11 protein-coding genes are annotated in these 12,180 nt (G+C 74.9%); 9 read left to right on the forward strand and 2 right to left on the reverse strand.

All coding sequences use genetic code 11. From position 1 onward, the window contains the following. Position 1: 1 nt before the first annotated feature. The 4 genes from selA (at position 2) to fdhA (ending at position 4,758) form a co-directional block, all read left to right on the forward strand. A complete protein-coding gene (selA, locus tag ACTOQ1_RS33325; protein WP_440071943.1) occupies positions 2-1,300 on the forward strand; it encodes an L-seryl-tRNA(Sec) selenium transferase in 1,299 nt (432 codons plus the stop codon). Next, positions 1,293-1,421, forward strand: a complete 129-nt coding sequence (locus tag ACTOQ1_RS33330) for a hypothetical protein (RefSeq protein WP_440071944.1) — start codon at positions 1,293-1,295, stop codon at positions 1,419-1,421. The genes selA and ACTOQ1_RS33330 overlap by 8 nt, the downstream gene beginning before the upstream one ends. Beyond that, positions 1,421-3,325 (forward strand): SelB domain-containing protein, encoded by a 1,905-nt coding sequence (locus tag ACTOQ1_RS33335; RefSeq protein ID WP_440071992.1) that lies wholly within the window; start codon positions 1,421-1,423, stop codon positions 3,323-3,325. The genes ACTOQ1_RS33330 and ACTOQ1_RS33335 overlap by 1 nt, the downstream gene beginning before the upstream one ends. 209 nt (positions 3,326-3,534) lie before the next feature. Then, positions 3,535-4,758 (forward strand): formaldehyde dehydrogenase, glutathione-independent, encoded by a 1,224-nt coding sequence (fdhA, locus tag ACTOQ1_RS33340; protein WP_440071945.1) that lies wholly within the window; start codon positions 3,535-3,537, stop codon positions 4,756-4,758. Between the two features lie 57 nt (positions 4,759-4,815). Here the strand turns inward: fdhA and ACTOQ1_RS33345 are convergent, their stop codons facing one another. Then, on the reverse strand, positions 4,816-5,655 hold the full coding sequence (locus ACTOQ1_RS33345; RefSeq protein ID WP_440071993.1) for an APC family permease: 840 nt from the start codon (positions 5,653-5,655) through the stop codon (positions 4,816-4,818). 24 nt (positions 5,656-5,679) lie between these two features. On the opposite strand from ACTOQ1_RS33345, the gene ACTOQ1_RS33350 reads away from it, so the two are divergent. Then, positions 5,680-6,330 (forward strand): FadR/GntR family transcriptional regulator, encoded by a 651-nt coding sequence (locus tag ACTOQ1_RS33350; RefSeq protein ID WP_440071994.1) that lies wholly within the window; start codon positions 5,680-5,682, stop codon positions 6,328-6,330. Positions 6,331-6,442: 112 nt separating this feature from the next. Here the strand turns inward: ACTOQ1_RS33350 and ACTOQ1_RS33355 are convergent, their stop codons facing one another. Beyond that, positions 6,443-6,964 carry a ribosomal protein L7/L12 gene (locus ACTOQ1_RS33355; protein WP_440071946.1) on the reverse strand — a complete coding sequence of 174 codons (522 nt, stop codon included), beginning with the start codon at positions 6,962-6,964 and terminating at the stop codon, positions 6,443-6,445. Between the two features lie 268 nt (positions 6,965-7,232). Here ACTOQ1_RS33355 and ACTOQ1_RS33360 point away from each other — a divergent pair, with 268 nt between their 5' ends. From ACTOQ1_RS33360 to ACTOQ1_RS33375, 4 genes are read left to right on the forward strand one after another with little or no spacing between them, the layout of a single operon-like run. Next, positions 7,233-8,342 carry a BMP family ABC transporter substrate-binding protein gene (locus ACTOQ1_RS33360; protein WP_440071947.1) on the forward strand — a complete coding sequence of 370 codons (1,110 nt, stop codon included), beginning with the start codon at positions 7,233-7,235 and terminating at the stop codon, positions 8,340-8,342. A gap of 1 nt (position 8,343) precedes the next feature. Continuing rightward, a complete protein-coding gene (locus tag ACTOQ1_RS33365; protein ID WP_440071948.1) occupies positions 8,344-9,993 on the forward strand; it encodes an ABC transporter ATP-binding protein in 1,650 nt (549 codons plus the stop codon). Then, complete coding sequence (locus ACTOQ1_RS33370; protein WP_440071949.1) at positions 9,990-11,201, forward strand: ABC transporter permease; 1,212 nt, start codon at positions 9,990-9,992, stop codon at positions 11,199-11,201. The genes ACTOQ1_RS33365 and ACTOQ1_RS33370 overlap by 4 nt, the downstream gene beginning before the upstream one ends. Continuing rightward, the gene (locus tag ACTOQ1_RS33375) at positions 11,198-12,112 is read left to right on the forward strand and encodes an ABC transporter permease (RefSeq protein WP_440071950.1); all 915 of its coding nucleotides are present in this window, start codon (positions 11,198-11,200) and stop codon (positions 12,110-12,112) included. The genes ACTOQ1_RS33370 and ACTOQ1_RS33375 overlap by 4 nt, the downstream gene beginning before the upstream one ends. The last annotated feature ends 68 nt before the right edge of the window (positions 12,113-12,180 follow it).

Consider the following 12,180-nt stretch of genomic DNA (forward strand, 5'->3'; position numbering starts at 1 on the left):
GGTGGATCCACGCAGGCTCGTGCCGCGCACCGACGCCGTCCTCGCCGACCCGCGGCTGGTCGCGGCGGCCGGGCGGCTCGGGCGGGCGGTCGTCAAGGACGCCGTGGTACGGGCACAGCGGCGCGCGCGCCAGGGCGGGCTCGATCCCGGCCAGGTCGCGGACGCGGCCGTGGCGGAGCTCCCGGCGTACCCGGCGAGCCTGCGGCCGGTGATCAACATGACCGGGGTGCTGGTCCACACCAACCTGGGCCGCGCGGCCCTGTCGGACGCGGCGGTGCGGGCCACGGCCGCCGCGTCGGGTCACACCGACGTGGAGTTCGACCTGGCCACCGGAGCCCGTGCCCGCCGGGGACGGGGCGCGATGGACGCGCTCGCCCGGGCCGTGCCCGCCGCGGGAGACGTGCACGTGGTCAACAACAACGCCGCCGCGCTCGTGCTCGTGGCCACCGCGCTCGCCGCCGGGCGGGAGATCGTGATCAGCCGCGGCGAGCTGGTGGAGATCGGCGACGGGTTCCGGATCCCCGACCTGCTCGTCTCCACCGGCGCCAGGCTGCGCGAGGTGGGCACCACCAACCGCACCTCCTACGCCGACTACCGGGCGGCCGTGGGGCCGCAGACGGGGTTCGTCCTCAAGGTGCACTCGTCCAACTTCCGGATCGAGGGCTTCACCGGTTCGGTCGGGGCCGCCGAGCTGGCCGGGCTCGGCGTGCCCGTCGTGGCCGACATCGGCTCCGGCCTGCTCGCGCGCGAGCCGCTGCTGCCCGGCGAGCCCGACGCGGCGAGCGCACTGGAGGCCGGGGCGGACCTGGTCACCGCCAGCGGCGACAAGCTGCTCGGCGGCCCGCAGGCCGGGCTGCTGCTGGGCCGCCGCGACCTGGTCGAGCGGTGCAGGAGACACCCGCTGGCCCGCGCGCTCCGGGTGGACAAGCTGGCGCTGGCCGCGCTGGAGGCCACCCTGCGCGGCCCCGCCACCCCCGTCCACCAGGCCCTGCACGCCGATGCCGCGCTGCTCGGCGAGCGCGCCGCCGCGCTCGCGGGCCGGCTGGCCGGGGCCGGGGTCGACGTGAGGGCCGTGCCGAGCGAGGCGGCGGTGGGCGGCGGCGGGGCGCCGGGCGTGACGCTGCCGAGCGCCGCGATCAGCCTGCCCGAGCGGTTCGCGGTGCCGCTGCGGACCGGGGAGCCCGCGGTCGTCGGCCGGGTGGAGGGCGGCCGTCTCCTGCTGGACCTGCGCGCCGTGCCCGCCGAGCGGGACGGCGACGTGCTGCGGGCCGTTCTCGGGGTGGGTGACCGGCGTGGGTGACCGCCGGGCCGGGATGGTGCCCGGTCTCACGCGGAGCGTCGACGCCGCGCTCTGGATCGACAGGGCCACCGGCCGGCTGCTGACCGGCCGGTCGGCGCGTGCGGCGTGGGCGTGCGGCTGATGCACGTCGTGGCCACGGCGGGCCATGTCGATCACGGCAAGTCCACCCTGGTGCGGGCGCTCACCGGGATGGAGCCCGACCGGCTGGCCGAGGAGCGGCGCCGGGGGCTGACGATCGAGCTGGGCTACGCCTGGACGCGGCTGCCGTCGGGGGAGCGGCTGGCCTTCGTCGACGTGCCCGGTCACGAGCGCTTCCTGGGCACCATGCTGGCCGGGGTCGGCCCCGTGTCCGCCGTCATGTTCGTGGTGGCGGCCGACGGGGGGTGGATGCCGCAGTCGCAGGAGCACCTGGTGGCGCTGGAGGCCCTGGGGGTGCGGCACGGCCTGCTGGTGGTGACCCGCGCCGATCTCGCCGACCCCGCCCCGGCCGTCGAGCGGGCCCGGGCCCGCCTGGCGGCGGCCGGTCTGGGCGGGGCCGAGGCGCTGGCGGTGAGCGGGCGCACCGGGCAGGGCCTCGGCGAGCTGCGGCGGGCACTGGACCGATTGGTGGCCGCGCTGCCCGTACCCGATCCCGGGGCGCCGGTGCGGCTGTGGATCGACCGGGCGTTCACCGTACGCGGCAGCGGGACGGTGGTGACCGGGACCCTGCCCGCGGGCACGGTCGGCGCCGGGGACGAGCTGGACCTCGACGGCGTGCCCGCGCGGGTACGGGCGCTGGAGTGTCTGAAGGAGCCGGTGACCTCGGTGACCGGCGTGGCCAGGGTCGCGCTCAACCTGCGCGGCCGGCGCGCCGCCGGGCGTGGCCTGGCCCTGGTCACCCCGGGCGGGTGGACGTACACCGACCTGGTCGACGTGCGCCTGAGCCCGGCCGGGTCCGTGGGCGGGGGTCCGCGGGGGCCTGGCGGTCCCGGGGCGGGCGGCTTCGGGGGCGGGGACCCGTGGCGGCCGGGGGGATCCCGGGAGCGGGGCCTTCCACCGCCCGCCGGGGGCTGGGACGCCGGTGACCTGCCGGGGCGGCTGACCGCGCACATCGGCTCCGCGGCGGTGGTGTGCGCCGTACGGCCGCTCGGCGGGCGGATCGCCCGGCTGCGCCTGGCCGGACGGCTTCCCCTGCACGCGGGCGACGTGCTGCTGCTGCGCGATCCCGGGCGCGGCCGGGGCGAGGTGCGGGTCCTCGCGCGGGCGAGCGTGCTCGACCCGCGCCCGCCGGGGCTGCGCCGCCGGGGCGCGGCACGGGAGCGGGCGGCCGAGCTGGCGGAGGCCCCGCCGGACGCCGCCTCCCTGCTGCGGACCCACCTCCTGCTGCGCACCGGCGACCTGGCGGCCATGGGGTGTGCCCGGGGAAGGCCGGTGTGCGGCGACTGGCACGCCGATCCGGCGCACTGGTCGAGGCTGGCGGAGCGTCTTGCCGAGGTGGTGCGGCGCCACGCCTCGGCGCATCCGCTGGAGCCGGGCATGCCGGTGGAGGCGGCCCGTCACGAGCTCGCCCTGCCCGAGCGGCGGCTGGTCGAGGCGCTCGTCCGCCCACCGCTCGCCCTCGGCGCCGGGCGGATCGTGAGCGGCCCCGCCGGCCGCGCGGCGCTGCCCGCGCCGGTCGTCCGGGCCGTCGAGCGGCTCGGCGCCGAGCTGTCCGCGCGCCCCTTCCTGGCGCCGGAGGCGGGCCGGCTGGCCGAGCTGGGGCTGGGGCCCCGCGAGCTGGCGGCGGCCGTACGGGCGGGGGCGCTGCTGCGGGTGGCCGAGGGGATCGTGCTGCTGCCCGGTACGGACGTCCTGGCGGGACGGCTGCTCGCCCGGCTGCCGCAGCCGTTCACGGTCAGCCAGGCCAGGCAGGCCCTCGGCACCAGCCGCAGGGTCGCGGTGCCGCTTCTGGAACACCTCGACCGCAGGGGGCTCACCGAGCGGGCCGACGAGGTCCACCGCTACTGCCCGGCCCGTGCCGGGCGGCGGTCCCCGGTGCCACGCTGATCATCCGGTTCGCCGGCGGCATCGGAGAGGCGTGGCTCCCCGATGCCGCCATGACCAGCAGGTATATGGTTAAAAAGGTGAGAAATCACTTTTGTTCGGGCTCGGTGGTCACAGTTCCCCTCGCGCCCCCTCACATCCCCTCGCGAACGATGACCGCCCGTTCCGCCGGCGTCGCGCGGAAGGGCACCACGAGGAGACAGGAGGACGTCATGCCGAGCAACAAGGTCGTCACGTACCAGGGGCCGGGCAAGGTGGAGGTCCAGGAGACCGACTATCCCGGGTTCGAGCTCAAGGAGGGGCCGGGGGTGCCCCCGGCCAACGTGGGCCGCAAGGTGGCGCACGGTGCGATCGTCAAGACCGTCGCGACGAACATCTGCGGCAGTGACCAGCACATGGTCCGTGGCCGCACCACCGCGCCCCTCGGGCTCGTCCTCGGCCACGAGATCACCGGTGAGGTCGTCGAGACCGGCCCGGACGTGGAGTTCACGAAGGTGGGCGACCTCGTCTCGGTACCCTTCAACATCGCCTGCGGCCGCTGCCGCAACTGCAAGGAGGGCAAGACCGGGATCTGCGAGAACGTCAACCCCGAGCGGCCTGGCGGGGCGTACGGCTACGTCGACATGGGCGGCTGGCCCGGCGGGCAGGCGCAGTACGTCCTGGTGCCCTACGCCGACTGGAACCTGCTGAAGTTCCCCGACAGGGACCAGGCGATGGAGAAGATCCTCGACCTGGCCATGCTCACCGACATCTTCCCGACCGGCTTCCACGGCTGCGTCACCGCCGGGGTGAAGCCCGGATCGACCGTCTACATCGCCGGCGCGGGACCGGTCGGGCTCGCCGCGGGCGTCTCGGCGTTCCTCCTCGGGGCGGCCGTGGTCATCGTCGGCGACCTGAACAAGGAGCGCCTGGAGCAGGCCCGCAGCTTCGGCTGCGAGACCGTCGACGTGTCGCGGGGCGAGCCGAGGGACCAGATCGAGCAGATCCTCGGCGAGCCCGAGGTCGACTGCGGCGTCGACGCCGTGGGCTTCGAGGCCCGCGGCCACGGCGGCGACTCCGCCAGGGAGCAGCCCGCCACCGTGCTCAACTCGCTCATGGAGATCACCCGCGCGGGCGGCGCGCTCGGCATCCCCGGCCTGTACGTGACCGGCGACCCGGGCGCCCACGACGAGGCGGCGCAGCGCGGGGCGCTGTCCATCCGGCTCGGCCTCGGCTGGGCCAAGTCGCTGGCCTTCTTCACGGGCCAGTGCCCCGTGATGCGCTACAACCGCTACCTGATGCAGGCGATCCTGAACGACAGGGTGCAGATCGCCAAGGCGGTCAACGCCGTGACGATCCCCCTGGAGCGGGCGCCCCAGGGGTACGCGGACTTCGACCAGGGCGCCGCGTCCAAGTTCGTGCTCGACCCGAACGGCATGCTCGGCACGACAGGCTGACCCGGGGCGGGGGCCGCGCCGCGGGGCCGCCGGAGCAGGCGCGGGACCGGAGGACTGTCAGAACAGGCGCGGGTCGTTGGCGGTGCCCGCGACGACGGGCGCCTCCTCGGCGAACTCCAGGTCGGGCGGCGGCCGCCGGAACACGCGGGTGAGGCAGGCGAGATAGATCACGCCCAGGCCGAGCCGGATCAGGCCCAGAGTGCGGGCGTGCGCGTCGAGGCGGCTGAGCAACCACAGGTTGACCCCCGCCCCGATCGCCGGGACCAGGACGTACGGCACCACCCCCGGCGCCCGGCCCGCGCGGCGTTCCCCGACGTAGTGGGCGATGACGCTGAAGTTGACGAAGGCGAAGGTGATGAAGGCGCCGAAGTTGATGAACGACGTGGAGGTGGCCATGTCCAGCCGCAGCGCGATCAGGCCCGCGGCACCGGTGATCACCAGGCCGAACACGGGCGTGCGGCGTGTGGGGTGGAGGTGGCCGAACACCTTGCGGGGCAGCACCCCGTCGCGCCCCATCGCGTACAGCAGCCGCGAGGTGCCGGCCTGCGCGGCGAGGCCGGAGGCGAACTGGGCGACGACCAGACCGGTCAGGAAGACCGCGCCGAACAGGCTGCCGCCGATCAGCCCGGCGATCTCGAAGGCCGCCGAGGAGGAGTCCTCGAAGAAGCCGCCGGGATGCACGAGCTGCGTGAAGTACGCGACCACGATGAAGATCACGCCACCGACGAGCGCGGTGAGCAGGATCGCCCGGGGGATCGTCCTCTCCGGCTCGACGGTCTCCTCCGCGAGGGTGGTGACGGCGTCGAAGCCGAGGAGGGCGTAGGCGGCGATGGCGGCCCCCGCCGCGACGCCGGGGACCGTGGTGGCCCGGTTGTCGAACGGCGCCAGGTCGAACAGCGCGGCGTCCGGGCCCGCATCGCGATGGCCGTCGAGCTGGGCCTGCTGAGACCCGGGGAGCGGCTGCCGCCCGCCGACGAGAGCGCCCGCGCCCTCGGCGTCGGGGAGATCACCGTGAGGAGGGCGCTCGTCTCACTCTGTGACCAGGGCGTCCTGGAGCGGCGGCGCGGGCGCGGCGGCGGCACCCTGGTGGCCGAGCGGCCTTTGCCCGGCGGGGTACGCGAGATCGAGGCCTACCGGTCGGCCGCCGCCGACGTCGACCGACTGATCGACCAGCGGCTGCTCCTGGAGTGCGGCATCGCGCACCTGGCCGCGACGCGCCCGGGCCCGCGTCGGCTGGAGGAGCTGGAACGGCTGGTGGCGTGCATGGACCGCGCCTCCGGCTGGGCCGAGTTCCGCCCCTGCGACGAGCGCTTCCACATGGAGGTGGCCGCGGCCACCGGCCTGCCGTCCGCGGTGGAGCAGTACGGCGCGGTCGCCCGGGAGCTCTGCCGCTACTACCTGCCCTTCCCCCTGGACCACCTGCGCGAGTCCAACCGCGGGCACGCCGAGCTCGTCGCCGCCCTGGCCGCGGGCGACCCGCTGAGGGCGGTGGAGATCACCCGCCGCCACGTCGAGGCGTTGCACCGGACCATGTTCGCCGGCGTCGAGGACCGGCCGGCCGGACCGGACTGAGCGCTCCACGGTCCCGAGGAGAGCGCGGGAGGGCCAGAGCGCAGGGGTGCGGGGAGCCTGGGAGGGGGGCGGCTGGAGGGGACAGGGAGCCCGGGAGGGCACTCGGGAGGGCTCAGAGGGCGTCGACGAACAGCTCGGCCTCGTGCTCGCCCATGCCGGTCTCGCCGCGCACCAGGTAGATCGCCTGCTCGGCGCGGCCGGCGGCCTTGAGCTCGCGCACGCGAGTGGCCAGGTCGGGGCCGGTGACAGCGGCGGCACCCGCAGCACCCGCAGCACCGGCGCCCGGCGGGACCATGGGACGGGCGGGGCGGAAACCGCCCATGAGGGGATGGCTCCACATGTCGTGCCCCGCGGCCACGGCGTCGACGATCGCCTTGGACTCCTTCAGGCCGAGCCCGGTGTACTGGCGCAGCTCCTTGATCGCCTGAATCTTGCGGCCCTGGCGCGTCAGCCCGGTGACGGTCTCGTACAGCCCCTGGGCCGTCGGCGGCGTGAGCGGCGCGAGGGGCGTCCGGCCGCCGGAGAGCGCCCGGCCGCCACTCCTGGCCGCCATGACGGCACCGACGACGATCGCCAGGACCACCGCGAAAAGGGCGGCGACGATCAGCAGCTCAGTGGGCCCGAGGTTCGGCATGCCCGCATCGTACGCCGGACCCGCGCGGGCCGCGCGGGCCGGTGACGGGCCGGGGCGGGAGGCTTTCCGGCCGGGCCCGCGACCGGGGGATTCTCCGGCCTCCGGCGGGCGGTGGACACGACGGACGGCGACGGCTGTTAAATGGCAGCGTCCACATGGCAGCGTCCCGACCTGCCCGCAGCAAGCCCGTACCCCCATTCCCGCGACCAGGGTTCGTTCCCCACCCGCGCCCCGTGGGCGGCGCGCGCATCAGATCGAGAGGATCGTCATGGCCGCATTCCATCGAACGGGCCGGGTCACGGCCGCGCTGACCGCCTTTCTCGCCTCGGTGGCGCTGGCCGGGTGCGCGAGCGGCGACGCCACGGCACCCCGGGCCGCGACCCCCGCCCCGGCCGGCACCGGAGCGAAGACGGACGGCGGCACCGTGCTCGCGGGCCAGCCGGACGTCAACGGCGACGGCAAGGTCGTCATCGGGGTGTTGAGCCCCGGCGACATCAACGACAAGGGCTACTACCAGAGCTTCGTCGACACGGCGGAGCGGTTCGCCACCTCGAAGGGCTGGACGATCATCAAGCGCGGCGGCGTCAACCCCAGCGAGGCGCTCAACGCCGCGCGGGCGCTGTGCCGGCAGAAGGTCGACATGGTGGCCCTGGGCGCCGCGGACCTCAGGGACGCGATCCCCGCCTCCGAGGAGCCGGCGTGCGCCGGCACCGCCTGGTACGTCCCCTCCTCCGACAACGTCCCGCAGACCCCGAGGATCATGCTCTCCACCGACGAGGCGGACCAGAGCCTGCTTGCCGCCGGGTACGCGGCGGGCCTGCTGATGAAGGAGAAGGGCATGACCAAGGCCGGGTTCGTGACCGGCCCCGAGGTCGACTTCACCACCGCGGCGGCCAGGGCCTTTCGGGCGGGCATCCGGCTGGTGGTCCCCGAGGCCACGCTGACGGTCACCTACAGCGGCGACCTCAACGACTCGGCCAAGGCCAAGGAGGCCACCCAGGCCCAGATCAGCCAGGGCGTCAAGGTCGTCTACCCCTACCTGGGCGGGGCCACCGACGCGTCGGCGGAGCTGGCCGACGCCAACGGCGTGCTCACCCTCACCCCGGGCACCGACCGGTGCGCCTCCACCGCGCCCACGTTCGACATCTCGGTGCTCTTCAGTCCCGGAGACTACTTCGGGGCCGCGCTGGAGGACTTCGCCGAGGCGAAGCTGCGGATGGGCGTGGAGAAGGTCTGGAAGCTCGGCGTCGACCCGTTCCCCACCGTGAGGATCTGCGAGCCCACCCCCGAGCAGGAGGAGAGGCTGAAGACGTTCATCGCCGACGTCGGCAGCGGGAGGATCGACCCCAAGGCGGAAGTGAAGAGGCTCGGTTCCTGACGTGACGGACGACGAAAGGGCGAGGGACATCACCCCGCCGCCGGTGCCCGCCCTCCGGCTGCGGGGAGTCAGCAAGAGCTACGGTCCGGTCGTCGCCTGCGACGCCGTGGACCTCACCGTCCACCAGGGCGAGATCCACGGCCTGCTCGGCGAGAACGGGGCAGGCAAGTCGACGCTCATGAAGATCCTGACGGGACTCGTCCAGCGGGACGCCGGAACCGTCCTGCGCCATGACGAGCCCGTCGAGATCGGCGGGCCGAGGCAGGCCGCGGCGCTCGGCATCGGCATGGTGCACCAGCACTTCAGCCTGGTCGACCCGCTGACGGTCTGGGAGAACGTCATCCTGGGCGACACCGGGAAGATCGACAAGGCCGTGGCCCGCGACCAGGTACGGGAGATCTCCCGGCGCTACGGCCTGCCGGTCGATCCGATGGCCAGGGTGGCGCGGCTCTCCGCGGGCGAGCGGCAGCGGGTCGAGCTGATCAAGTGCCTGCGCCGGGACCCGGCGGTGCTCATCCTCGACGAGCCGACGTCCGTGCTGACCCGGGCGGAGTCGGCGGAGCTGTTCGGCGTGCTGCGCCGCGCGGTCCGCTCGGAGAACCGCGCGGTCATCCTGATCAGCCACAAACTGGACGAGATCACCACGGCCACCGACCGGGTGACCGTGCTGCGCAGGGGGAAGGTCGTCTTCCGGAGCGCCACCGCGGAGACGGACCCGCGGGAGCTGGCCCGGCGGATGGTCGGCAGGGAGGTCTCCCTGGGCACCGAGGCCGCCGCCCTCGGCCTGCTGCCGGCCGGCCCCCTCGGGACGCGCGGGTCCGCGACCGGGAAGACCACGGCGAACGAGACGGCGACCGGGGAGCACGGAACCGGTGAGGCGGGCGCGAGGAGGGCGGGGATCCCGGTGCCCACGCCCGCGCTGCGGCTGCGCGACCTGACCCTCACCCTCGACGGCGTGCCCGTCCTGTCCGATCTCAGCCTGGACGTCGCCCCCGGTGAGATCGTCGGCCTGTACGGGGTCGAGGGCAACGGCCAGTCGGCCCTGGGCGACCTGCTGTCCGGGCTCGTCGTACCGGACTCCGGGTCGGTCGAGATCTCCGGGCGGCCGGTCGATCCGCACCGCCCGGGGGCGCTGCACGCCGCCGGGCTCGGTGTCGTGCCGGAGGACCGGCACGGCTCCGGGCTGGTGCTGGACATGAGCGTCGCCGAGAACCTGGTCATGAAGTCACTGGACGCCGTGAGCGGCCGGGTCTTCCTCGACCGGGGAAAGGCGCGCTCCGTGGCCCGCCGCCTGGTGGCCGAGTTCGGCATCGTCACCCCGTCGACGGACACCCCGGTGCGCGACCTGTCGGGAGGCAACCGGCAGCGGGTCGTGCTCGCCCGCGAGCTCTCGGCCCGCCCGGCCGTCCTGGTCGCGGCACGGCCCTCGCACGGGCTGGACGTGGGCGCCACCGAGGACGTGTACCGGCGGCTGCGCGACGTCGCGGCGGGAGGGGCGGCCGTGCTGCTGATCTCCACCGAGCTGGAGGAGGTCATGACGCTGGCCTCCAGGATCGCGGTGATCTCCTCGGGAAGGATCACCGGCGTCCTGCCCGCGGGGGAGGCCACCGCCGAGCGGCTCGGAATGCTGGTGGGCGGGGTGGCCGCGTGAACGGAATCCCCAGAAACCCCGGCCGAAACCCCGGCCGGCACCCCGGCCCGGATCCGTCCGGCCGCCGCCTGCTCGCCCTCCTCGTCCCCGGTCCCGGCGCGCCGGGCCGGCAGACCGGCCTGGTGACCGTCGCGGGCGTGGCCGGGGCGCTCGCCCTGTCGTCGCTGCTGATCGCCGTGACCGGCGGCTCCCCCCTCGCGTCGGTGCGGGCCCTCTTCCAGGGCAGCGTGGCCGACCCGGCGGCCTGGACCTCCACCCTGCTGTACGCGGCACCGCTGCTGCTCGTCGCCGCGGGCGCGTGCGTCAGCGCCAGGTCCGGCGTGTTCAACATCGGCCAGGAGGGTCAGCTGCTCGTCGGCGCCCTCCTCGCCGCCTGGGTGGGCCTGCGCCTGGCGGTCACCGGCCCGGCGCTGCTGGTGGCCGTGCTGGCGGCCGCCGCGCTGGCCGGTGGCGCGTGGGCCGCTCTCAGCTCGCTGATGTACCGGCTGCGCGGCGTCGACGTCGTGGTCAGCACGCTGCTGATGACCTTCGTCGCCCAGCAGCTCGTCGCGTTCGCGGTGAACACGCCGTGGCTGCTGCGGGAGTCGAGGGTCGGCGACGCCGTCGTCGCGCCGCAGTCCAACCCGCTGCCGGACAGCGCCCTGCTCGGCTCGATCGGGGAGTACCCGGACCTGCAGGTCAACGGGGGCCTGCTGATCGCGGTGGCCGGGGCCGCGATCGTCGCGACGGTGATCGCCCGCACCCGGTGGGGGTTCCGGCTGACCATGCTCGGCCTCAACCCGCTCGCCGCCAGGCACGCCGGGGTACGCGCCGGCGCGCTGGGCGGCGCGGCGCTGGCCGTCTCCGGCGCCTTCGCCGGGCTGGCCGGAGCCGTGCTGCTGACCAGCCCGGTGGGCGTCCACCGGCTGCAGCCCGGCATGGCGATGAGCATCGGCTGGGACGGCCTGCTGGTCGCCCTGATCGCCCGCAACCGGCCGTTGCCGGCGATACCCGTCGCCCTGCTGTTCGGCGTGCTGCGCTCCGGCGGCGGCTTCCTCGCCGCGACCGGGGTGCCCCCGTTCGTCGTGGACGTGGTCAAGGCCCTGCTGGTGCTGGCCTTCGTCGCCCCGCCCGCCGTCATCGCCGTGCTCCGGCACCGGGGGAGCGGCGTCCGCGCCGCGCGCGCCGGGCACCGCTCCGCGCCCGTCGCGGAGGGGGCCACCCGATGATCACCGCGGACGACGTCTCCACCATCCTGTCCAGCGGGGTACGGCTCACCGTGCCCCTGGCCTTCGCGGCGTGCGGGGAGTATCTCGCCGAGCGGGCCGGTGCCATGAACATCTCCGTCGAGGCGATGATGCTGGGCGCCGCGTTCGGCTCGGTCGCCACGGCCAGTGCCACCGGCAGCGCCACCGCCGGGCTGGTCGCGGGCGTGCTGGTCGGGCTCCTGGTCGGTCTCGTCCACGGCAACCTCTCCCACCGCCTGGAGATCAACACCTTCGTGGCCGGCCTGGTGCTCAACGCCCTCGTCCTCGGGCTGACCGGCTACCTGATCACGATCAGTGACTTCGACTCCCACCAGGTGTCGCAGGTCAGCGTCCCCTGGCTGCGCGACATCCCGCTGATCGGCGCCCCGCTGTTCGTCGAGCGCTGGCCGGTCTACCTGCTGATCGTCATCGTCCCGCTGACCTGGTGGCTGGTCGAGCGCAGCAGGTGGGGCCTGGAGCTGCGGGCGGTCGGAGAGCATCCGAGGGCCGCCGACGCCACCGGCATCCGGGTCAACGCGCGCCGCCGCCAGGCACTGCTGTGGTGCGGCGCGCTGGCCGGGCTGGGGGGTGCGTACCTCGCGGTCGGCGAGGTCGGCTCGTTCAACCAGAACATGACGGCCGGTCGTGGGTACATCGTCATCGCGGCGGTGATTTTCGGCGGCTGGCGACTGGGACGCACCCTGCTCGGCTGCGCGCTCTTCGGCCTGGCCGACGCCCTGCGCCTGGCGCTGCCCGCGCTGGGCCTGACGCTGAACTCACAACTGCTGATAGCGGCGCCGTACCTGGTCGCGCTGCTCGCGATGCTGCTCTTCACGAACCGGCGCCGCGAGCCGGGAGCGCTGGGACGGCCCTTCGAACGGGGCTCCACTTGAGGGTCCCGGACACCGGCGGCCGGCCGGATCGGCGCACACCGCCCGGATCGGCCCCAAGGAAGTGGGGG

Origin of the sequence: Streptosporangium sp. OZ121 (assembly GCF_051918885.1) — a bacterium.
GTDB lineage: Bacteria > Actinomycetota > Actinomycetes > Streptosporangiales > Streptosporangiaceae > Streptosporangium.